This window comes from Allobosea sp. BH3 (genome assembly GCF_025499465.1).
Taxonomy (GTDB): Bacteria; Pseudomonadota; Alphaproteobacteria; order Rhizobiales; family Beijerinckiaceae; genus Allobosea.
The window spans coordinates 520085-540969 of sequence record NZ_JAIMCA010000005.1; the positions used below are offsets into that span (position 1 = coordinate 520085).

Below are 20885 nucleotides of genomic sequence, written 5' to 3' on the forward strand. Positions count from 1 at the left end.
CGGAACATTGCATGAGCGCCGCCGCCTCCCTAACTGCGACGCGCCGGGCTTGCCGGCGGGCAACGGGCCATGGCGGCCCCAAGAGATGGTGATGGCACAGGAACTGGAATTCGGGCTCGACACTTTCGGCGACGTCACTCATGGCGCGGACGGAAAGCCGCTTGCGCATGCGCAGGTGATCCGCAACCTCGTCGAGGAAGCGGTGCTGGCGGATAGTCTCGGCATCGATTTCATCGGCGTCGGCGAGCATCATCGCGCCGATTTCGCCGTCTCTTCGCCCGAGACGGTGCTCGCTGCCATGGCCGCCCGCACCAGCCGCATCAAGCTCGGCTCCGCCGTCACGGTGCTGTCCTCGGACGATCCGATCCGCGTCTTCCAGCGCTTCGCGACGGTCGATGCCGTCTCGAACGGGCGCGCCGAGGTCATTCTCGGTCGCGGCTCCTTCACTGAATCCTTCCCGCTCTTCGGCTTCGATCTCAGCCAGTACGAACAGCTCTTCGAGGAGAAGCTCGATCTCTTCGCCGCGCTGCTGCCGCAGGAGCCGGTGAACTGGGAAGGTTCGATCCGCCCGCCGCTCAAGGACCAGCTCGTCTATCCGCCGGTCGAACACGGGCCGCTCAAGACCTGGATCGGCGTCGGCGGCAGCCCTGAATCGGTCGTCCGCGCCGCGCGCTACGGCCTGCCGCTGATGCTCGCCATCATCGGCGGCGAACCGCTGCGCTTCAAACCCTTCGTCGATCTCCACCACCGCGCCTATGCGCAGCTCGGCAAGGCGCCGCAGCCCATCGGCGTGCATTCGCCGGGCTATGTCGCGGCGACGGACGAGCAGGCGAAGGAGGAGTTCTTCCCGGCCTTCAAGGCGAACCGGGACCGCATCGGCGCCGAGCGCGGCTGGCCCCCCATGGGCCGCGCCGAGTTCGATCTGGAGGTCGCGGTAGGCTCGCTCTATCTCGGCTCGCCCGAGACGGTCGCCCGCAAGATCGCCGCGACTGCGAAGGGCCTTGGCCTGTCGCGCTTCCAGTTGAAGTACAGCGCCGGCCCGCTGGCGCACGAGCGGATGATGGAATGCATTCGGCTCTATGGCGAAAAGGTGATCCCGCTGGTGCGGGAGATGTTGGGGTAAGGGGGCTGGTCGAGCTCTGATGCCGCGACGCTTCTTCCTTCTCCCGGATGGGAGAAGGTGGCCCGGAGGGCCGGATGAGGGCCCGCCCTCACCACCGAGGGCGCGCCGGCGCCGGCTGCATTTCATCGATTAGCGGCAGGCCCTCACCCCTGCCCCTCTCCCACCCGGAAGAGGGGTTCCCCGCGCCTGTCATCGAAGACACTGCTCAAGGCACCTGCAGCGGATCGACGGACAGCGTCCGCTTCAGCGTCCTCAGCCCGAAGGTCGTGCGGGTCTGGCGCACGCCGGGTATGCGGTAGACGGTCTCGCGCAGGAAGCGCTCGTAATGGTCGGTGCCGCTGACCACGACCTTGGCGAGATAATCGTATTCGCCGGTCACCAGATGCGCCTCGACCACCTCCGGTGCGCGGCTCAGCGCTTCGCCGAACTGGTCCAGCACCTTGTCGTCATGCTTGTCGAGCGTGATCTCGACGAAGACGACGTTGTTGAAGCCGAGCGCGCGATGGTCGAGCAGCGCGACGTATTTCTCGATCGCGCCCGATTCCTCCAGCCGCTTCACCCGCGTCCAGCAGGGCGAAGGCGAGAGCCCCACCTTCTCGGCCAGCGCCTGCGTGGTCAGCCGTCCGTCATCCCGCAGCGCAGCGAGAATCTTGCGATCGATCAGATCGAGAGCAGGACCATTCTGGCTTTTCCGGTTCATCGGACGATATTTCCGCATTTCTGTTAATTTGCAGAAGTATCTTCTGCAACATTCCTGTGCGGCGGGCAAATTCGGAAGGAACCTCCGCCCGGGCGGAGCTAGCGTTGGTTACAAGGGGAACGATCTGCACATCGCACCGTTACGGCATCTTGCCGGATGCGCGCGATGGCGGAATGCTGGCGGCGACAGGGATGGAGGCGCTCATGAGCAGCGACAAGGCCGGCGGCGAGCCGGCGGCAACCCAGCCACTGCAGTTCCACGTCCCCAGGCCCGCGAGCCGTCCTGGCGAGAAGCCCGACTTCTCCCATGTGGTGATCCCCAAGGCGGGCTCGGTCGCCCGCCCGCCGGTCGATGTCGACCCCAAGGACATCCGCGACCTCGCCTATTCGATCATCCGCGTGCTGAACCGCGAGGGTGAGGCGGTCGGCCCCTGGGTGCCGGACCTCTCGCAGGAGGATCTGATCCGGGGCCTGCGCCACATGATGACGCTGCGCACCTTCGACGGGCGCATGCAGATGGCCCAGCGCCAGGGCAAGACCTCGTTCTACATGCAGCACACAGGCGAGGAGGCGGTGAGCTGCGCCTTCCGCATCGCGCTCCAGCCCGGCGACATGAATTTCCCGACCTATCGACAGGCGGGCCTGCTCATCGCGCACGACTATCCGCTCGTCGACATGATGTGCCAGATCTACTCGAACGAGCGTGACCCGATGAAGGGCCGGCAACTGCCGGTGATGTACTCATCGAAGGAGCACGGCTTCTTCTCGATCTCGGGCAATCTCGCGACGCAGTACGTCCAGGCGGTCGGCTGGGCCATGGCCTCGGCGATCAAGAACGACACCCGCATCGCCGCCGCCTGGATCGGCGACGGCTCGACGGCGGAATCGGATTTCCACGCCGCACTGGTCTTCGCCTCGACCTACAAGGCGCCGGTCGTGCTGAACGTCGTCAACAACCAGTGGGCGATCTCGACCTTCCAGGGCATCGCGCGCGGCGGCTCCGGCACTTTCGCCGCGCGCGGCCTCGGTTTCGGCATCCCGGCTCTGCGCGTCGACGGCAACGACTACCTCGCAGTCTATGCCGTGGCGCAATGGGCGATCGAGCGGGCGCGCCGCAATCTCGGACCGACGCTGGTCGAATACGTCACCTATCGCGCCGGCGCCCATTCCACCTCGGACGATCCGTCCGCCTATCGCCCCAAGCACGAATCCGACGACTGGCCGCTGGGTGACCCGCTGATCCGTCTGAAGCAGCATCTGATCGCGGTCGGCGCCTGGACGGAGGAGCGCCACAAGCAGGCGGAGGCGGAGATTCTCGCCACCGTGATCGCCGCGCAGAAGGAGGCCGAGAGCTTCGGCACGCTGCATTCCGGCGGCAAGCCCTCGGCACGGGACATCTTCGAGGATGTCTATGCCGAGCTGCCCCCGCATCTGCGCCGCCAGCGCCAGCAGATCGGAGTCTGACGCGATGCCCCGCATGACGATGATCGAGGCGATCCGCTCCGCCATGGACGTCTCCATGGGCCGCGACGACAATGTCGTGGTCTTCGGCGAGGATGTCGGCTTCTTCGGCGGCGTCTTCCGCTGCACGCACGGCCTGCAGCAGAAATACGGCGTCTCCCGCTGCTTCGACGCGCCGATCAGCGAAGCCGGCATCGTCGGCACCGCCATCGGCATGGCGGCCTATGGCCTCAGGCCCTGCATCGAGATCCAGTTCGCCGACTACATGTATCCGGCCTATGACCAGATCGTCTCGGAGGCCGCGCGCCTGCGCTATCGTTCGGCCGGGGACTTCACCTGCCCGCTGGTGATCCGCATGCCGACCGGCGGCGGCATCTTCGGCGGCCAGACCCACAGCCAGAGCCCGGAGGCGCTCTTCACCCATGTCTCGGGGCTGAAGACGGTCGTGCCGTCCAACCCTTACGACGCCAAGGGCCTGCTGATCGCCGCGATCGAGGACCCCGACCCGGTGATCTTCCTGGAGCCGAAGCGGCTCTATAACGGCCCCTTCGACGGCCATCATGACCGGCCCGTAACAGCCTGGTCGAAGCATGAGCTCGCCGAGGTGCCGGAGGGCCATTTCACCGTGCCGCTCGGCAAGGCGGTGACGCGGCGCGAGGGCAGCGCGGTCACCATCCTCGCCTATGGCACCATGGTCCATGTCGCGCTGGCGGCGGCCGAGGACACCGGCATCGACGCCGAGGTCATCGACCTGCGCACCCTCGTCCCGCTCGATCTCGACGCCATCGTCGCCTCGGTCTCCAAGACCGGCCGCTGCATCGTGCTGCACGAGGCGACGCTGACCTCGGGCTTTGGCGGCGAACTGGCCTCGCTGGTGCAGGAGCACTGCTTCTATCATCTGGAGGCCCCGGTGATGCGCGTCACCGGCTGGGACACGCCCTATCCGCATGCGCAGGAATGGGACTACTTCCCCGGCCCCGCCCGTCTCGGACAGGCGCTGCGCGACATTATGGAGGCACGCTGATGGCCGAGCGCATCATCAAGCTGCCCGATGTCGGCGAGGGCATCGCCGAGGCGGAGCTCGTCGAGTGGCACGTCAAGGTCGGCGACATCGTCCGCGAGGACGAACTGCTCGCCGCGGTGATGACCGACAAGGCGACGGTCGAGATCCCATCCCCGGTCGAGGGCGAGGTCACCTGGATCGGTGCCGAGGTCGGCGACACCGTCGCGATCGGCTCGGCCATCGTGAAGTTGAAGGTTGCAGGGGAGGGCGGCGCGGCGGTGGAGGAGACCGCTGCGGACGAGAGCGCGCAAGACGCTCCGGCTGAGAAAGCCGCGCCGCCAGCTCCGGCGAAGCCCGAAAAGCCATCCACTCCCGCCGCTCCGCCGAAGCTGCCAACCCCGAAGCCGGCAGTGCCTGCGCTGCGCCTAGCAACTGCCCCCGCCGCCCGCCGCGCGCCCGGCGAGAAGCCGCTCGCCTCGCCGGCCGTGCGCCTCAAGGCCCGCGAAGCCGGGGTCGATCTGCGGCAGGTGCCCGGCACCGGCCCGGCCGGGCGCATCACCCATGAGGATATCGACGCCTTCCTGCTGCACGGGCCGGAGCCGGTTCGCGGCGGGGGGCTCGCGCAGCGGACCGACGTCACCGACATCAAGGTCGTGGGCCTGCGCCGCCGCATCGCCGAGAAGATGGCGCTGTCGAAGTCGCGCATCCCGCACATCACCATCGTCGAGGAGGTCAATGTTTCGCCGCTGGAGGATCTGCGGGCGACGCTGAACAAAAAGCCGACGCCGGAGCGGCCGAAGCTGACCCTGCTGCCCTTCCTGATGCGCGCCATGGTCAAGGCCATCGCCGAGCAGCCGAACCTCAATGCGCTCTATGACGACGATGCCGGCATCATCCACCAGCACGCCGGCGTCCATATCGGCATCGCGACACAGACACCGTCCGGCCTGATCGTCCCGGTCGTGAAGCACGCCGAGGCGCGCGATATCTGGGGCTGCGGCATCGAGCTCGGCCGCCTCGCCGAGCGCGGCCGCGACGGCACCGCGACCCGCGACGAGCTGACCGGCTCGACCATCACCATCACCTCGCTCGGCGCGTTGGGCGGTATCGCGACGACGCCGGTCATCAACTACCCGGAAGTCGCCATCGTCGGCGTCAACAAGATGATGGTCCGCCCGGTCTGGGACGGCACCACCTTCGTGCCGCGCAAGATGATGAACCTGTCCTGCAGCTTCGACCACCGCGTCATCGACGGCTGGGACGCCGCCGTCTTCGTGCAGCGGCTGAAGGAGCTGCTGGAGAACCCCGCCACGCTCTTCGTGGATATGTGAGGAGCGCGCCATGACCGAAATCACCTGCAAGCTCCTCGTCATCGGCGCCGGCCCCGGCGGCTATGTCTGCGCGATCCGCGCCGGCCAGCTCGGTATCGACACGGTCATCGTCGAGAGCACCAAGCTCGGCGGCAGCTGTCTCAATGTCGGCTGCATCCCGTCCAAGGCGATGATCCATGTCGCTGAGGAATTCGAGAAGGCGGCGGACGCCGCCGCGGGCCGCACGCCCTTCGGCCTGACGGCCGGCGCGCCGGCACTCGACCTGAAGCAGGCCGTCGCCTGGAAGGACGGCATCGTCCAGCGCCTCAACAACGGCGTCGCGGCGCTGCTGCGCAAGGCCAAGGTCAAGATCGTCCATGGCCGCGCCCGCTTCCGGGACGGCAAGACGGTCGTCGTCGAGACCGAGACCGGCCCGAAGACGATCCAGGCCGAGGCCATCGTCATCGCCACCGGCTCCGCGCCGGTCGAACTGCCTTTCCTGCCCTTCGGCGGCGATGTCATCTCCTCGACCGGCGCGCTGGCGCTGACCGAATTGCCGAAGCGCCTCGTCGTGGTCGGCGGCGGCTATATCGGGCTCGAACTCGGCACGGCCTTCGCCCGCATGGGCAGCAAGGTCACGGTGGTCGAGGCGCAAGGAAACATCCTGCCGCTCTACGACACCGAGCTGACCGGCCCCATCTCGAAGCGCCTGACCGCGCTTGGCGTCGAGGTGCTGACGGGCGCCAAGGCGCTCGGCCTGACGCCCAAAGGCGACGGGCTGCGCATCGAGACGGCGGACGGCAAGGAGCGCAGCCTGCCGGCCGACAAGATCCTGGTCACGGTCGGCCGCAAGCCCGTCACCGACGGTCTCGGACTCGAGAACCTTGTCCTCGACATGGACGGTCGCTTCATTCGCATCGGCGAGCGTTGCGAGACCGCGATGCGCGGCATCTACGCCATCGGCGACGTTACCGGCGAGCCGATGCTGGCGCATCGCGCCATGGCGCAGGGCGAGATGGTGGCGGAGATCGTCGCCGGCCTGCCGCGCGCCTGGGACAAGCGCGGCATCGCGGCGATCTGTTTCACGGATCCCGAGATCGTCTCGGTCGGCCTCTCGCCGCAGGAGGCGAAGGCCGCCGGCCACGAGCTGAAGATCGGCCAGTTCCCCTTCGCTGCGAATGGCCGGGCTATGACCCGCCATGGCGAGGCGGGCTTCGTGCGGGTGGTGGCGGACGCGCGCAGCGAACTGGTGCTCGGCATCCAGGCGGTGGGGCAGGGCGTCTCGGAGCTTTCGGCCGCCTTCGGCCTCGCCGTCGAGATGGGCGCTACGCTGCAGGACATCGCCGGCACGATCCACGCGCATCCGACGCTGGGCGAGGCCTTCCCGGAGGCCGCGATGAAGGCGCTCGGCCACGCGCTGCATATCTGAGGGCGGTTTGGAGCATAGCCGGCGCGGCGTTTCCGCGCAGCGACACGATGGCGCCTTGCCGCGCGCCGGCGCAGGGACGATCTGAAGCCCGCCGCCGTTATGGCGACTCGTTCCACGAGTGACATCCATGTCGAGTGATTCAACCGGCCGGAACTGGCCGACGCTTTCCCCGCTGCAGACCGGTCTGCGCGGCCGCTGCCCCCGCTGTGGGCAGGGCCACATCTTCGAGGGCTTCCTGAAGATCAGGCCGAAATGCGAGGTCTGCGAGCTGGACTATTCCTTCGCCGACCCGGCGGATGGCCCGGCCTTCTTCGTGATGATGTTCATCTGTGTGCCGGCAGTGGCTTTTCCGCTCTGGCTGGAGCTGACCTACAATCCGCCGACCTGGGTGCATCTGGTGACGACGCTGCCGCTGATCCTGGCGACCTGCATCCCGCCGCTGCAGCCGCTCAAGGGCTGGTTGATCGCCTCCCAATACATCCACAAGGCCGAGGAAGGGCGCCTCGCCCGCCCGGTCCCCGTGGCACCCCCGGCCGGCTGACGCTCAGCCTGCTCTGGCGGCGCGGTCCCTCTTCTGCAAAAGGATGGGACCGCAGCATTTTCGAGCGAAGTGGATACCGGTTCGCGTGAAGAAAATGCGATAACGCAGGCTCTTGCCGCTGCCGGAGAACAGGGATGGCCCGCCCGCGCCTCGATGCGCTCGACCGCAAGATCATCGCCGAACTGCAGATCAATTCGCGCCTTTCGGTGCAGGATCTCGCCCAGCGTATCGGGCTCTCGGCCTCGCCCTGCGCGCGGCGCATCCGCATGCTGGAAGAGGCGGGCGTCATCACCGGCTATGCCGCGATCATCGACCAGACCAAGGTGGGCCTGCCGATCAGCGTCTTCGCCTCGGTCAAGCTGGAGCGGCAGCGCGAGGACGAGCTCGACCGATTCTCGCAGGCCGTGGCGCGCTGGCCCGAGGTGGTCGACTGCTACCTGATGACCGGCCAGCGCGACTATCTGCTGCGCATCGTCGTCGGCGACCTGCCGGCCTATGAGCGCTTCCTCAAGGACAAGCTGACCCGCCTCGACGGCGTCGCCTCGATCGAGTCGAGCTTCGCGCTGGGCCAGGTGAAGCGCTCCAGCGCGCTGCCGATCGCAGCGATGCCGGAGGAGGATTGAGGCAGGCCGACATTCTCGGGCGCCGCGTAGCACCGCCCAGCCCGTCATTGCGAGCGTAGCGAAGCAATCCAGGGGCGGCAGTGCTCTACGTCCCCCTGGATTGCTTCGTCGCTTCGCTCCTCGCAATGACGGTCGCGGTTCTTACCGCTCCGCCGAAGCCGCCCAGATGTTGACGCCGCCATCGGTGGCGTGCCTGTCGATCTGGGCTAGCTCTTCCGCGGTGAAATCCGGGTTCTTCAGCGCCGCGACGCAGTCGATGACCTGCTCGGGCCGGCTCGCGCCGATCAGCGCCGTGGTGACGCGGCCGCCGCGCAGCACCCAGGCGATCGCCATCTGGGCGAGGCTCTGGCCGCGCGCCTTGGCGATGTCGTTCAGCGCCGCGATGCGCTTGATGTTGTCGTCGCTGAGGAAGCCGTCGCGGAAGGACGGCGCCTTCTTGTCGGCGCGGCTGCCAGCAGGCACGCCCTTCAGATACTTGTCGGTCAGCATCCCCTGCGCCAGCGGCGAGAACACGATCGAGCCGATGCCCTCCTGGTCGAGTGTGTCGAGCAGCTTGTCCTCCTCGATCCAGCGATTGAGCATCGAATAGCTCGGCTGGTGGATCAGGCAGGGCGTTCCGAGCCGGCGCAGGATGGCGGCCGCCTCCTGCGTGCGCTTCGAATTGTAGGAGGAGAGGCCGACATAGAGCGCCTTGCCCTGACGCACGATGGCGTCGAGCGCGCCCATCGTCTCCTCCAGCGGCGTGTTGGGGTCGAAGCGGTGCGAATAGAAGATGTCGACATAGTCGAGCTTCATCCGCTTCAGGCTCTGGTCGAGGCTGGAGATCAGATACTTGCGGCTGCCCCATTCGCCATAGGGGCCGGGCCACATCCGGTAGCCGGCCTTGGTCGAGATCACCATCTCGTCGCGATGGCCGGCGAAGTCCTGGGCGAGGATCTCGCCGAAGGCGGTCTCGGCCGAGCCGGGCGGCGGGCCGTAATTATTGGCGAGGTCGAAATGGGTGATGCCGAGGTCGAAGGCGGTGCGGCAGATCTCGCGCATGTTGGCGCGGTTGCCGGGCTCGCCGAAATTCTGCCAGAGGCCGAGAGAGAGCGCCGGCAGCATCAGCCCGCTGCGGCCGCAGCGGTTGTAGCGCATCTCGTCATACCGGTTCGGATTGACCATGGCGTTCCCCTCTAATCGATTGAAGTGTTCTGAAAACAAGAGTCCGATAGCCCTCCCGGGCTATCGGACTCAAGCGGCTTCGACGTGGGCCGATCGAACTCAGGCGGCCGCGTAGCCGACCGTGCCCTTGATCTCGAGGAATTCCTCGAGGCCGAAATCGGCGTATTCGCGGCCGTTGCCGGACTGCTTGTAGCCGCCGAAGGGCGCGCCGGCATCCCAGGCCGGGTAGTTGATGTAGACATTGCCCGAGCGCATCTGCGAGGCGATCTTGCGGGCGCGGTCCTGCGAGCCGGATTGGACGTAGGAAGCCAGGCCGTAGGGCGTGTCGTTGGCGCGCGAGACGACCTCGTCATCGCTCTTGTAGGGCAGGATCGAGAGCACAGGCCCGAAGATCTCCTCGCGGGCGATGGTCATCTCGTCGGTGACGCCGCCGAACACGGTCGGGCGGACATAGTAACCGCGGTTGAGCCCTTCCGGACGGCCGGGGCCGCCGGTGACGAGCGTCGCGCCTTCCTTGATGCCGGCCTCGATCAGGCGCTGGATCTTCTCGTACTGCACTTCGCTGACGACCGGGCCGAGGAACACGCCGTCAGCCGACGGAGCACCGACCTTGAGCGGCTCGGCGACCTGCTTGGCGATGGCGAGGGCTTCCTCATGCAGCTTCTCCGGCACGAACATCCGGGTCGGCGCGTTGCAGGACTGGCCGGAGTTGCGCATCACGCTCTCGACGCCGAGCTTCACGGACTTCTTCAGGTCCGCATCGTCGAGGATGATGTTGGCCGACTTGCCGCCGAGCTCCTGATGCACGCGCTTGACGGTGTCCGCCGCCGCCTTGGCGACGAGGATGCCGGCGCGCGTCGAGCCGGTGAAGGAGACCATGTCGACGCCCGGATGGCGCGAGATGGCTTCGCCGACCGTGGGGCCATCGCCGTTGACGAGGTTGAACACGCCCTTCGGCACGCCGGCCTCATGCATCGCCTCGGCGAAGATGATGGCGTTGAGCGGGGCGATCTCGGAGGGCTTCAGCACCATGGTGCAGCCGGCGGCGAGCGCCGGCGCGACCTTGCACATGATCTGGTTGAGCGGCCAGTTCCAGGGCGTGATCATGCCGACGACGCCGATCGGCTCCTTGGCGATGAGGGTGGTGCCGCGCAGCTCCTCGAACTCGAAGTTCTCGAGCGTCTCGATCATCTTGGCGAGATGGGCGGTGCCCATCGCGGCCTGCGCCCGGTGCGCCAGCTCCTTCGGCGCGCCCATCTCGCGCGAGAGGATGTCGGCGATGTCGTCGTAGCGCTTCTTGTAGGCCTCGGCGAGGCGGCGCATCAGCGCCAGGCGCTCGGCCTTCGAGGTCGCGGCGAAGGCCGGGAAGGCGGCGCGCGCAGCGGCGACCGCCTTGTCGACATCGGCCTGCTCGCCGAGCGCGATGGTCGCGAACACCTCCTCGTTGGAGGGGTCGATCACGCCGAGCGTGCGCTTGCCGGAGGGCTGCACCCACTGGCCGTCGATATAGAACTCAAGCTCATGCGCCATGATCTGTCTCCTGGTCTCGTCTTGTTGATCTGGTCTTGGCCGCGAGACGGGAGCCAGCCGGAAAGCGGCTGGCGATCCGTGTCCCCGGCGGGAGCTGGAATGCCGGGAACCGTGGGCGCGATCATGCATCGCTCGCCGCCATCGGCGCTGTTTCCGGCAGGCGCGACGTTAGGGCCCGCAGGCACGGCTGTCACCCGGGGGCGGGGTGCATTTCGGGATGGTGGCCATGCAGTGGCGCCGCTTGTGGCAAGTGTCGGGTGTCTGGCTTCCGCCGGATTCTCGACGTCGTCCCGGACAAGCCGCGAGGCGGCGCCGATCCGGGAGCCATGCCTGAACGTTCATCGGGCAGCGTTCCGGAATGGATCACGCGTCTTCGCTTCGCTTCGCCCGGGATGGCCCGTTGCTACAGCCTTGCCTTGACGCTGCGCGCCGTCGCCAGCAGCAGGCTCGTCTCGCTGTTGGTGACGCCGGGAATGAGGCGGATGCGCCGCAGGACCTGGTCGAACGCGATCAGGTCGGAGGTGCCGAGCTCCACCACCAGGTCCCAGTTGCCGTTGGTGGTGTGGACGCTGGAGACTTCTGTGAAGCCGCTCAGCGCGGCGATGACCGAATCCGCGGCCTGGCCGGCGATCTCGATCATCGTGATGCCACGCACCGGCAGATCGATTGCATCCGAGCGCAGGATCACGGTGAAGCCGATGATCTCGCCCGACTGCTCGAGCTTCTCCAGCCGCGCCCGCACGGTCGCCCGCGTCAGGCCGAGATCGGCTGACAGGTCCGAGATGCTGCGGCGCCCATCGTGGCGCAGAAGGGTGATGAGCTTCCGGTCGATATCATCCATTGCTCAAAATGGATAATATGCTTGACCGTTTCGATCAATATCGGCGTCGATTCTGACAATCTGGCTTCTATCGGCTGCCGGCAAAAGCAGGTGAAATGGTCCTTCGACAAGAACAGCGGGGACCTATGATTCAGCAGCTCAACGTCGTGCCTTTCGTGAGTGTCGACCACATGATGAAGCTGGTCCATGTGATCGGCATCGAGCGGATGCTGTCCGACATCGCGGGCTATATCGAGGACGACTTCCGCCGCTGGGAAATCTTCGACAAGACGCCGCGCATCGCCTCCCATAGCCTCGAAGGCGTGATCGAGCTGATGCCGACCAGCGACGGCAAGCTCTACGGCTTCAAATACGTCAACGGCCATCCCCGGAACATGAAGGCGGGGCTGCAGACCGTCACCGCCTTCGGTCTGCTCTCCGACGTCGCGACCGGTTACCCCGTACTGCTTTCCGAGATGACTTTCCTGACCGCGCTGCGCACGGCGGCGATGTCGGCGGTGGCGGCGAAGCACCTGGCGCCGCGGAATGCCGCGACCATGGCGATCATCGGCAATGGCTGCCAGTCGGAATTCCAGGCCTTCGCCTTCCGCGCGCTGCTCGGCATCGAGAACCTGCGGCTTTACGACGTCGATCCTGCTGCGACTGAGAAATGCGCCCGCAATCTCGCGCGGCACGGCTTTAGGATCACCCGTTGCGCAACGGCGATGGAAGCGGTCGAGGGCGCCGAGATCGTCACCACCGTCACCGCAGATAAGCAATACGCCACGATCCTGACCGACAACATGGTCGGCGCCGGCGTGCACATCAACGCGGTCGGGGGCGACTGCCCGGGCAAGACCGAGATCCACCGCGACGTGTTGCTGCGCGCCTCGATCTTCGTGGAGTATCCGCCGCAGACCCGCATCGAGGGCGATATCCAGCAACTCGATCCCGACCATCCGGTCGAGGAGCTTTGGAAGGTCATCGCCGGCACGGCGCCGGGCCGCACCGATCAGCGCCAGATCACGCTGTTCGACTCCGTCGGCTTCGCCATCGAGGATTTCTCGGCGCTGCGCTACGTCCATGAGCGCATCCGCGAGGCCGGCACCTATGCCGAGCTCGACCTGATCGCCGACCCGGATGATCCACGAGATCTCTTCGGCATGCTGATGCGCGCCGCGCCGAGTTCCGTCGCGGCCGCTTGAGGGCCTGGCGACATGTCGTGGCCCGCCATCTCGATCGTCGATGAGGTGTGAAGCGCGGAGTGGCCCATGCCGGCCATGCGCCTTGCGGGATTGCCAGCCGCCGGGAAGCGCGCCAAAGGGGCTCTGAAACAAGGCGCCGGACGACGCGCCATTCAGAGGTGGAGAGCAGAATGAGCTGGGGCAATCGCGATTTCATGGTGCCGGGCCGTCCGGTGACGGTCGGCGACCGCGGCATGGCCGCGACCTCTCACCCCGCCTCGACGCTGGCCGCTGTCGACATCCTGCGCGCTGGCGGCAACGCCATCGACGCCGCCATCGCGGCGGTCGCGGTCCAGGCCGTGGTCGATCCGCACATGACCGGCATCGGCGGCGACTGCTTCGCCATCTATGCGCCGGCCGGCGGCAAGATGGTTGCGCTCAACGGCTCGGGCCGCGCGCCGGCCAAGGCCGAGCTCGGCTGGTTCCTCGGCCAGGGCATGACCTCGATCGCTCCCGATTCGCCCCACGCCGTCACGGTGCCGGGCGCCATCGACGCCTGGTGCCGCCTCGTCGCCGATCATGGCAGCAAGAGCCTCGACGATATCTTCGCCGCGGCGATCAAGGCGGCCGAAGAAGGCTTCGTGGTGACGCCGCGCGTTGCCCATGACTGGAACCTCTACAAGGGCCGCATCGAGAAGCACGGCCTTGGCAATGAAGTCTATCTGCCGGGCGGCAAGGCGCCGGCCGTCGGCGACAAGATGGTCCACCCCGCGCTGGGCAAGACGCTGCGCCGCGTTGCCCGCGAAGGCCGCGCGGCCTTCTACGAGGGCGAGATTGCCGAGGACATCGTCGCCACGCTGAACAAGGTCGGCAGCGTGATGGCGCTGGATGATCTCGCCGCCAACAAGCCGGATTATGTCGACCCCATCGGCGCCGATTATCGTGGCCACCGCCTCTGGGAATGCCCGCCGAATGGCCAGGGCATCGCGGCGCTGCTGATCGCGCGCATCCTCGAAGGCTACGATCTCAAGGGCGATAAGCTCAGCGAGGCCGACCGCATCCACCTCCTCGCCGAGGCGAGCAAGGCGGCCTATCGCCAGCGCGACACGCTGGTGGCCGATCCGGCCTTCAGCCCCTTCGACACGCAGGCTTTCCTGTCCGATGCCTTCGTCTCTCGCATTCGCGCCGAGATCAGCCTCGAGAAGGCGGCGAAGCCGGAAGTCTTCGACATGCCGCTGCACAAGGACACGATCTATCTCTGTGTCGTTGACCGCGACGGCAACATGGTCTCCTTCATCAACTCGCTGTTCTCCGCCTTCGGCAGCGGCGTCTATGCGGCGAAGGCCGGCGTCATGCTGCAGAACCGCGGCTCGGGCTTCCGCCTGATCGACGGGCACCCCAACGCCATCGCACCGCGCAAGCGGCCCTTCCACACCATCATCCCCGGCATGCTGGCCAAGGACGGCAAGGCGGTGATGACCTTCGGCGTGATGGGCGGCCAGTACCAGGCGACCGGCCATGTCCATTTCATCTCGGGGATTCTCGATCGCGGGCTCGACCCGCAGCAGGCATCGGACGCAGCCCGCAGCTTCGCCTTCGACGGCAAGCTCCAGCTCGAGCCGACGATCGCCGAAAGCGTCGCGGCCGATCTGAAGAAGCGCGGCCATGACGTCACCTGGGCCGAGGAGGCGCTTGGCGGCTGCCAGGCGATCTGGCTCGACCATGCGCGCGGCGTGATGTTCGGCGCCTCCGACCACCGCAAGGACGGCTTCGCGCTGGCGGTTTGATCAGGCGGTAGACGAGGAACCACTCCGTCATTCCGGGCTCAGGCCTTCGGCCTGCCCCGGAATGACGGCAGATTCCCGCGGCTTGCGACTAAGCGGCGCCGATGGCGTTCGAGGGCGTCTGCCTATCGGTGATCTGCTGGCCGAACAGGCTGCCCGCCAGCTCGACCGAGAGCCGCGCCGTCTGGCCGCGGTCGTCGAGGAAGGGGTTGAGCTCGACGATGTCCATCGAGCGCACCAGCCCTGAATCGTGCAGCAGCTCCATCACGAGATGCGCCTCGCGATAGGTCGCGCCGCCCGGCACGGTGGTGCCGACGCCGGGCGCCAGCGGCGGGTCGAGGAAATCGACGTCGAAGGAGACGTGAAGCACGCCATTGGCGGCGCGCACCTTCTCGATGACCTTGCGGATCAGCACGCCGACGCCATGCTCGTCGATGGCGCGCATGTCGGCGATGTCGATGCCGCGCGCCTTCACGGCGGCCTTTTCAGCGGGGTCGATCGAGCGGATGCCGAAGAGGCTGAGCTGTTCCGGGCTGATCGAGGCGCGGGGCTCCGCGCCCAGCAGGTCGTCGAGGCCGCTCTCGCCGCAGAGGAAGGCCGAGGACATGCCGTGCATGTTCCCCGAGGGCGAGATCGCGGGCATGTTGTAGTCGGCATGGGCGTCGAGCCAGAGCACGAACAGCTTGCGGCCCTGCTCCTGCCAGTGCCGCGCCACGCCGTTGACCGAGCCCATCGACAGACTGTGGTCGCCGCCGAGGAAGATCGGCGTCGCCCCGCTCCGCGCCAGCTCATAGGCGCGGCCCGAGAGCGCGCGCATCCAGCTCGCGATCTCGTGGTAAAAGCGGGCGTTCTCCGGCGCCGGCCCTTCGACCGGCGTCAGGTCGCGCGGCAGGATGTCGCCATGGTCCTCGACCTTGTAGCCGAGCTCCTCCAGCATCCGCGCGAGTCCGGCGGTGCGCAGGCCCGCCGGCCCCATCAGCGCGCCCCGGCGCGATGCGCCGACCTCGATCGGCGCGCCGATGAGCGCGATGCGCCCCTGGGGGGAGGGAGTGTCGGCCATGACGGTGATCCGTGGTTCAGCGGCGCTTCAGCAGGATCATCTTCTCCTGCGTCATGTCGCGCATGGTGTAGGGAATGCCGCCGATCCCGTAGCCCGAGACGCGCCGTCCCGCAAACGGCATCCAGTCGGTGCGGAAGGTGGTCGGGTCGTTGACCATCACCGCCGAGGCCTCGAGCCGGTTCGCCGCCCGGAGCGCGACGTCGATGTCCTGCGCGAAGATGCTGGACTGGAACGAGACCGGCAGGGAGTTGGCGCGCGCGATGGCGTCGTCGAGATCGCGATAGCGATAGATGTTCACCACCGGCCCGAACACTTCCTCGCGCGAGATCCGCGCTTCCGGCGAAGGGTCGATCAGCACTGCCGGCTCCAGCGTCGTCTCCGAGAGGCGCTTGCCCCCGGTCGCGAGCTTGGCGCCACCCTTCACCGCCTCCTCGATCCAGGAGGAGACGCGGTCGGCTTCCTTCGGCACGATCAGCGGGCCGACCTCAGTGTCCTTCAGCGTCGGGTCGCCGGTGCGCAATGTCTTGACGCGGGCGATGAGGCGCTCGGTGAAGTCGTCGGCGATGGCCTCGTGCACATAGATGCGCTGCGTCGACACGCAGACCTGGCCGGCATGGTAGAAGCCGCCCTTCACCATCGGTTCGATGATCGCGTCGAGATCGGCGCTCTTGTCGACAATGGCCGGGGCCACGCCGCCATGCTCCAGCGCCGAGCGGGCGCCATGCGCGAGCTTGGAATGCAGGTGCCAGCCGACCTTGGCCGAGCCGATGAAGCTCAGGAAGGCGATGCGCGGATCGGTGGCGAGCTTCTCGGCCAGCGCCGTCTCGGCCGGGATGAAGCTCTGGCACCAGGGCTCGGGCAGCCCGGCCTCATGCACCAGCTTGACGAATTCGATGCAGGAGAGCGGAGTCGTGCCGGCGGGCTTGACGATGACGGGGCAGCCTGTCGCGATCGCCGGGGCGACCTGATGCACGATCAGGTTGAGCGGGTGATTGAAGGCCGAGATCGCCGCGACGATGCCGATCGGCTCCTTCGTGGTGAAGGCCCAGCGCCCGTCGGCCGCGGCCGAGAGGCCCATCGGGATCTCACGCCCGGCGAGGTTGCGCAGCTCGTCGGCGGCGTTGTGGACGCCGTCGATGGCGCGGTTGGCCTCGACGATGGCGTCCGGCAGAGGCTTGCCGCCTTCGCGGGCGATCTGCATGGCGAGATGGTCGCGCTTGCCCTCCAGCAGCCCTGCGAGCTTGCGCAGGATGGCGATGCGCTGATGCGGCTTCAGCCAGTTGTCGCGGTCCTTGAAGGCCTTCTGGGCGGCAGCCAGCTTGCGTTCGAGCGCGGCTTCGTCATCGGTCGGCACCTCGCTGATCGGCGCGCGGTCATAGGCCTGAACAACCTGGAGCATGGTCGTCTCCTTGCAAATGCTATCGACGTGAAGGGGAGAGGCTGTTCGACAACTCGCTGTGGTGAGGCAACTGGCGGTGTTTTCGAGAACCGGAGCGGAGCGTACGTCCGTACGTGAGCACCGGAAGCGCAGAAAACGCCGTCAGTTGCCCGCCGCAGTAGAGTTGGCGGGCAGTCTCTCAAGCCAGATCGACATCCGGCACACGGTTGCGCAGCTCCTCGACGAGGACGCGCGTGTTCTCGGAATAATCGATCGGGCAATCGACGAGGTGGACGCCGCCGCCCTTGAAGGCGGCCTCAAGCGTCGGCACCAGCGCCTCCGCCGAAGTCACGCGCGAGCCCTTGGCGCCATAGGCCTCGGCATAGCGGACGAAATCCGGGTTGCCGAAAGTCATGCCATAGTCGGGGAACTTGTCGACGGCCTGCTTCCAGCGGATCATGCCATAGGCGCCGTCGTTCAGGATCAGCACGACCAGGTTGAGCTTGAGCCTCACCGCCGTCTCCATCTCCTGCGAATTCATCATGAAGCCGCCATCGCCGCAGACGGCCATGACGCGCCGCTCAGGATGCAGCATCGCCGCCATCATCGCCGAGGGCAGGCCTGCGCCCATCGTCGCCAGCGCGTTGTCGAGCAGCAGCGTGTTGGCGACATGGGTGCGGTAGTTCCGCGCGAACCAGATCTTGTACATGCCGTTGTCGAGGCAGACGACGCCGTCCTCGGGCATCACGGCGCGGACGTCATGGACGAGCCGCTGCGGCGTCACCGGGAAGCGGTCCTCCTCAGCCCGCGCATTGATCTTGGTCAGGATGCGCTGTCGGAGTTCCAGCGTCTTCGTCTGCTCCGGCAGCTTGCCCAGCCGCTCGGCGAGGCCCGTGACGGTCGCGCCGATGTCTCCGATCACCTCCGCGTCGGGATGGTAGACCTGTTCGACGTTGGCCGACTGGTAGCCGACATGGATTACCTTCGGCCCGCCGGCGCTGCGCATCAGGAAGGGCGGCTTCTCGACGGTGTCGTGGCCGATGGCGAGGATCAGGTCGGCGAGCGCCACCGCCTCATGGACATAGTCGCCCTCCGAGAGCGCGGCAGTGCCCATATAGAGGTTGGAGCCGCCCGTGACGGCGCCCTTGCCCATCTGCGTGTTGAAGAAGGGCAGGCCGGTCCTGCGCACGAAATCGGAGAGCGGCTCGACGAGGCGCGGCCGGTTGCCGGCGGCACCGATCATCACCAGCGGGCGCTGCGCCGCGCGGATCATCTCGGCCGCCCGGTCGAGCGCCGCCGCCGGCGCGACCGGCCGCTCCAGCGCATGAACCGGGATCAGCGGCACGTCCTCGATCTCCTCGGCCGCGATATCCTCGGGCAGCTCGAGATGGACCGGCCCCGGCCGCTCCTCCATGGCGACGCGGAAGGCGTCGCGCACGATCGAGGGGATGCTGGCGGGGCTGACGATCTGGCGCGTCATCTTGGTCAGCGGGCGCATCGAGGCGACGACGTCGACGATCTGGAAGCGCGCCTGCTTGGCGGTCATGATCGCCTTCTGCCCGGTAATCAGGATCATCGGCATGGCGCCCAGATGGGCATAGGCCGCGCCCGTCGAGAAGTTGAGCGCGCCCGGCCCCAGCGTCGCGATGCAGACGCCGGGCTTGCCCGTCAGCCGGCCATGCGTCGCGGCCATGAAGGCGGCCGCCTGCTCGTGGCGCGTGAGCACCAGTTCGATCTTCGACTTTCGCAATGACTCGACGACGTCGAGATTCTCTTCGCCGGGAACGCCGAAGACGCGGTCGACGCCCTCGTTCTCCAGCGCTTCGACCAGAAGATCGGAACCCTTCTTCATCGCCTGCCGCCTTTCCCTGGATGCGTCCGTCTGGACGCAAGGCTAGGCGACCGACGTAGGAAGGCAACCGGGGACGTGAAAGGGCGCAGGGTGCATGGCTGTCCTGTCCGGCCACGGCTTGAAGCGAGCCTGCGATGCCGGCTCAGGCCGCCTGCTTCAGCGCGATTTCGAAGGGCGAGAAGGTGACGGCTCCGCCCTGCACCGTGACCAGCGTGTTGCAAGGCAGGGCCTGCCAGCATTCGCGTGCGGCGTCGACCGGCTCGGAGGCGACGACGACGCTGTCCGGCCGCTCGCAGACATAGAGGCTCGGCGGCTTCGTATCGGAGGACCAGCGTATAGCGTGGATAGTGTCGCCATCGGCCAGCGCGGCCGCGCAGCGCAACGGCTCGCGGACGCCGGCCTGTGTCATCAGCGACAGCGCATCAGACAAGGCGGCGGCGAGCGCTTGGCCTGGCGCCATCCCCCCCGCCAGATGGGCGAGGGCGAGCAGGAACAGCGCTTCCGAGTCGGTCGTGCCGGCGCGTGCGCCATACAGCGAATCCGGGATTAGCGCCTCCAGCCGGCGGCGGATCGTGCCATAGCCGCCGATCTGGCCGTTATGCATGAAGAGATAGCGGTCGTGAACGAAGGGGTGGCAGTTCGCGCGCGTCGTGGCGGTGCCGGTCGCGGCGCGGACATGGGCGAAGAACAGATGCGAACGCACCTGCCGCGCGATCGAGAGCAGGTTCTCGTCGGACCAGGCCGGGCGCACCTCGCGATACTGGCCGGGCTCGGGCCGCCCGCCATACCAGCCGATCCCGAAGCCATCGCCATTCGTGCCGGTCTTGGCCTCCTCGGCATGCAGCGACTGGTGGATGAGCGAATGACAGGGCGAGGCGACGAAGTCCTCGAGGAAGACGGGAGCCCCGGAATAGGCGAGGAAGCGGCACATCGGCGCCTCGAATCGATCATGCAAAAGCGGGTCGGAGAATTCTGTTCTCCGAAGGTGAATGCAAGCATAACGATTTTTCTCCGCGCCGGGCGAGCCGCGATCCTGGGCGTTCTGCCGCAAAATCAGGCGGCCGCGCCCTTCGCCTTTCATCCAATGGACTAAGGCCTCCACCGTCTTGCGTGTCGCGCATCGGTCCTATACCGATCCGAGGCATAAACAGCGCATAGTCACTGCTGGCGCAGAAGTATCCGACGCATAGCGTCAGCACGGGAGCGGGAATTTGAAGGGCCTCCTCGCAATCAGCCGGGTCATCGACGCGGTCAACAGCTTCATCGGCCGCAAGGTCGCTTGGCTGATCCTGGCGGCGGTCATCGTCGCAACGGTCAACGCGATCATCCGCAAGGTCTTCAACGTCTCGTCGAACGCCTGGCTCGAACTGCAATGGATGCTGTTCGGCGCAGTGTTCCTGATGTGCGCCTCCTGGACGATGCAGGTGAAGGAGCACATCCGCATCGACATCGTGAACAGCATGCTGCCGCAGCGCGTCCGCCAGTGGATCGAGCTGCTCGGCCACCTGCTCTTCCTGATGCCGTTCTGCCTGCTGATCGTCTACCATTCCTGGCCGTTCTTCTGGCGGTCCTACGCCATCAACGAGCAGTCGCTCTCGGCCGGCGGCCTGCCGCAATGGCCGGCCAAGGGTCTGGTCGTCATCGGCTTCGTGATGCTGACCTTCCAGGGCATTTCCGAGATCATCAAGCAGATCGCGATCATGCGCGGCGATCTCGAGGATGCCGAGATGGCTCTCGGCCATGCCGCTGCGGCCGAGGCGGAAGCCCAGCGCCTGCTCGACCAAGCCAAGGAACAGGGTCTCGCCTCGTGAGCGGCCTGCCAGAAGTCCGGAAACGCCCCATGACCGCTCATCGCCTCCCGCGCCTCGCCGGCTTGCTGCTCGCGCTCAGCCTTCTCGCCTTCTTCGGCCTCCACACCGGCGAC

General features: G+C 67.0%; 18 protein-coding genes. 10 read left to right on the forward strand and 8 right to left on the reverse strand.

The genetic code is table 11. The annotated features are described in order from the left end of the window. Positions 1 to 91: 91 nt before the first annotated feature. The gene (locus tag BoBH3_RS19095) at positions 92 to 1123 is read left to right on the forward strand and encodes an LLM class flavin-dependent oxidoreductase (protein ID WP_262332419.1); all 1032 of its coding nucleotides are present in this window, start codon (positions 92 to 94) and stop codon (positions 1121 to 1123) included. 205 nt (positions 1124 to 1328) lie between these two features. Here BoBH3_RS19095 and BoBH3_RS19100 read toward each other — a convergent pair whose 3' ends face one another. Continuing rightward, positions 1329 to 1823 (reverse strand): Lrp/AsnC family transcriptional regulator, encoded by a 495-nt coding sequence (locus tag BoBH3_RS19100; protein ID WP_262332420.1) that lies wholly within the window; start codon positions 1821 to 1823, stop codon positions 1329 to 1331. Between the two features lie 203 nt (positions 1824 to 2026). Between BoBH3_RS19100 and BoBH3_RS19105 the strand changes: the two genes are divergently transcribed. The 6 genes from BoBH3_RS19105 (at position 2027) to BoBH3_RS19130 (ending at position 8189) form a co-directional block, all read left to right on the forward strand. Beyond that, positions 2027 to 3286 (forward strand): 3-methyl-2-oxobutanoate dehydrogenase (2-methylpropanoyl-transferring) subunit alpha, encoded by a 1260-nt coding sequence (locus BoBH3_RS19105; protein ID WP_262332421.1) that lies wholly within the window; start codon positions 2027 to 2029, stop codon positions 3284 to 3286. Between the two features lie 4 nt (positions 3287 to 3290). Beyond that, positions 3291 to 4307, forward strand: coding sequence for an alpha-ketoacid dehydrogenase subunit beta (locus BoBH3_RS19110; RefSeq protein WP_262332422.1), 1017 nt, complete (start codon positions 3291 to 3293; stop codon positions 4305 to 4307). Next, positions 4307 to 5617: a dihydrolipoamide acetyltransferase family protein gene (locus tag BoBH3_RS19115; RefSeq protein ID WP_262332423.1), complete on the forward strand. Its 1311-nt coding sequence runs from the start codon at positions 4307 to 4309 to the stop codon at positions 5615 to 5617. The genes BoBH3_RS19110 and BoBH3_RS19115 overlap by 1 nt, the downstream gene beginning before the upstream one ends. A gap of 10 nt (positions 5618 to 5627) precedes the next feature. Beyond that, on the forward strand, positions 5628 to 7025 hold the full coding sequence (gene lpdA / locus BoBH3_RS19120) for a dihydrolipoyl dehydrogenase (protein WP_262332424.1): 1398 nt from the start codon (positions 5628 to 5630) through the stop codon (positions 7023 to 7025). Positions 7026 to 7152: 127 nt separating this feature from the next. After that, entirely contained in the window at positions 7153 to 7566 is a 414-nt protein-coding gene (locus BoBH3_RS19125; RefSeq protein ID WP_262332425.1) for a DUF983 domain-containing protein, read from the forward strand. A 134-nt stretch (positions 7567 to 7700) separates the two neighbouring features. Then, complete coding sequence (locus BoBH3_RS19130; protein WP_262332426.1) at positions 7701 to 8189, forward strand: Lrp/AsnC family transcriptional regulator; 489 nt, start codon at positions 7701 to 7703, stop codon at positions 8187 to 8189. A 141-nt stretch (positions 8190 to 8330) separates the two neighbouring features. On the opposite strand, the gene mgrA is transcribed toward BoBH3_RS19130, so the two are convergent. The 3 genes from mgrA to BoBH3_RS19145 form a co-directional block, all read right to left on the reverse strand. Continuing rightward, positions 8331 to 9353, reverse strand: a complete 1023-nt coding sequence (mgrA, locus tag BoBH3_RS19135) for an L-glyceraldehyde 3-phosphate reductase (RefSeq protein WP_262332427.1) — start codon at positions 9351 to 9353, stop codon at positions 8331 to 8333. A 99-nt stretch (positions 9354 to 9452) separates the two neighbouring features. Next, the gene (locus BoBH3_RS19140; protein ID WP_262332428.1) at positions 9453 to 10883 is read right to left on the reverse strand and encodes an aldehyde dehydrogenase family protein; all 1431 of its coding nucleotides are present in this window, start codon (positions 10881 to 10883) and stop codon (positions 9453 to 9455) included. A 403-nt stretch (positions 10884 to 11286) separates the two neighbouring features. Beyond that, entirely contained in the window at positions 11287 to 11724 is a 438-nt protein-coding gene (locus tag BoBH3_RS19145; RefSeq protein ID WP_262332429.1) for an Lrp/AsnC family transcriptional regulator, read from the reverse strand. A gap of 125 nt (positions 11725 to 11849) precedes the next feature. Between BoBH3_RS19145 and BoBH3_RS19150 the strand changes: the two genes are divergently transcribed. Continuing rightward, positions 11850 to 12908, forward strand: coding sequence for an ornithine cyclodeaminase (locus BoBH3_RS19150; RefSeq protein ID WP_262332430.1), 1059 nt, complete (start codon positions 11850 to 11852; stop codon positions 12906 to 12908). Between the two features lie 170 nt (positions 12909 to 13078). Continuing rightward, the gene (gene ggt / locus BoBH3_RS19155) at positions 13079 to 14674 is read left to right on the forward strand and encodes a gamma-glutamyltransferase (RefSeq protein ID WP_262332431.1); all 1596 of its coding nucleotides are present in this window, start codon (positions 13079 to 13081) and stop codon (positions 14672 to 14674) included. Positions 14675 to 14762: 88 nt separating this feature from the next. Here the strand turns inward: ggt and rocF are convergent, their stop codons facing one another. The 4 genes from rocF to BoBH3_RS19175 all read right to left on the reverse strand — a co-directional run bounded on the left by rocF (position 14763) and on the right by BoBH3_RS19175 (position 19892). Beyond that, the gene (rocF, locus tag BoBH3_RS19160) at positions 14763 to 15731 is read right to left on the reverse strand and encodes an arginase (protein ID WP_262332432.1); all 969 of its coding nucleotides are present in this window, start codon (positions 15729 to 15731) and stop codon (positions 14763 to 14765) included. A gap of 16 nt (positions 15732 to 15747) precedes the next feature. Beyond that, positions 15748 to 17130: an aldehyde dehydrogenase family protein gene (locus tag BoBH3_RS19165; RefSeq protein ID WP_262332433.1), complete on the reverse strand. Its 1383-nt coding sequence runs from the start codon at positions 17128 to 17130 to the stop codon at positions 15748 to 15750. Positions 17131 to 17308: 178 nt separating this feature from the next. Next, entirely contained in the window at positions 17309 to 18961 is a 1653-nt protein-coding gene (locus BoBH3_RS19170) for an acetolactate synthase large subunit (RefSeq protein WP_262332434.1), read from the reverse strand. A gap of 142 nt (positions 18962 to 19103) precedes the next feature. Beyond that, positions 19104 to 19892, reverse strand: coding sequence for a class II glutamine amidotransferase (locus tag BoBH3_RS19175; RefSeq protein WP_262332435.1), 789 nt, complete (start codon positions 19890 to 19892; stop codon positions 19104 to 19106). 280 nt (positions 19893 to 20172) lie between these two features. Between BoBH3_RS19175 and BoBH3_RS19180 the strand changes: the two genes are divergently transcribed. Next, positions 20173 to 20772, forward strand: a complete 600-nt coding sequence (locus tag BoBH3_RS19180; protein WP_262332436.1) for a TRAP transporter small permease subunit — start codon at positions 20173 to 20175, stop codon at positions 20770 to 20772. Positions 20773 to 20885 lie beyond the last annotated feature (113 nt).

Excerpts from the sequence above, each read along its gene's own strand:
- BoBH3_RS19095 (WP_262332419.1), top strand. The coding sequence starts at position 92 with ATGGCACAGGAACTGGAATTCGGGCTCGACACTTTCGGCGACGTCACT.
- BoBH3_RS19100 (WP_262332420.1), bottom strand. The coding sequence starts at position 1,823 with ATGAACCGGAAAAGCCAGAATGGTCCTGCTCTCGATCTGATCGATCGC.
- BoBH3_RS19105 (WP_262332421.1), top strand. The coding sequence starts at position 2,027 with ATGAGCAGCGACAAGGCCGGCGGCGAGCCGGCGGCAACCCAGCCACTG.
- BoBH3_RS19110 (WP_262332422.1), top strand. The coding sequence starts at position 3,291 with ATGCCCCGCATGACGATGATCGAGGCGATCCGCTCCGCCATGGACGTC.
- BoBH3_RS19115 (WP_262332423.1), top strand. The coding sequence starts at position 4,307 with ATGGCCGAGCGCATCATCAAGCTGCCCGATGTCGGCGAGGGCATCGCC.
- lpdA (WP_262332424.1), top strand. The coding sequence starts at position 5,628 with ATGACCGAAATCACCTGCAAGCTCCTCGTCATCGGCGCCGGCCCCGGC.
- BoBH3_RS19125 (WP_262332425.1), top strand. The coding sequence starts at position 7,153 with ATGTCGAGTGATTCAACCGGCCGGAACTGGCCGACGCTTTCCCCGCTG.
- BoBH3_RS19130 (WP_262332426.1), top strand. The coding sequence starts at position 7,701 with ATGGCCCGCCCGCGCCTCGATGCGCTCGACCGCAAGATCATCGCCGAA.
- mgrA (WP_262332427.1), bottom strand. The coding sequence starts at position 9,353 with ATGGTCAATCCGAACCGGTATGACGAGATGCGCTACAACCGCTGCGGC.
- BoBH3_RS19140 (WP_262332428.1), bottom strand. The coding sequence starts at position 10,883 with ATGGCGCATGAGCTTGAGTTCTATATCGACGGCCAGTGGGTGCAGCCC.
- BoBH3_RS19145 (WP_262332429.1), bottom strand. The coding sequence starts at position 11,724 with ATGGATGATATCGACCGGAAGCTCATCACCCTTCTGCGCCACGATGGG.
- BoBH3_RS19150 (WP_262332430.1), top strand. The coding sequence starts at position 11,850 with ATGATTCAGCAGCTCAACGTCGTGCCTTTCGTGAGTGTCGACCACATG.
- ggt (WP_262332431.1), top strand. The coding sequence starts at position 13,079 with ATGAGCTGGGGCAATCGCGATTTCATGGTGCCGGGCCGTCCGGTGACG.
- rocF (WP_262332432.1), bottom strand. The coding sequence starts at position 15,731 with ATGGCCGACACTCCCTCCCCCCAGGGGCGCATCGCGCTCATCGGCGCG.
- BoBH3_RS19165 (WP_262332433.1), bottom strand. The coding sequence starts at position 17,130 with ATGCTCCAGGTTGTTCAGGCCTATGACCGCGCGCCGATCAGCGAGGTG.
- BoBH3_RS19170 (WP_262332434.1), bottom strand. The coding sequence starts at position 18,961 with ATGAAGAAGGGTTCCGATCTTCTGGTCGAAGCGCTGGAGAACGAGGGC.
- BoBH3_RS19175 (WP_262332435.1), bottom strand. The coding sequence starts at position 19,892 with ATGTGCCGCTTCCTCGCCTATTCCGGGGCTCCCGTCTTCCTCGAGGAC.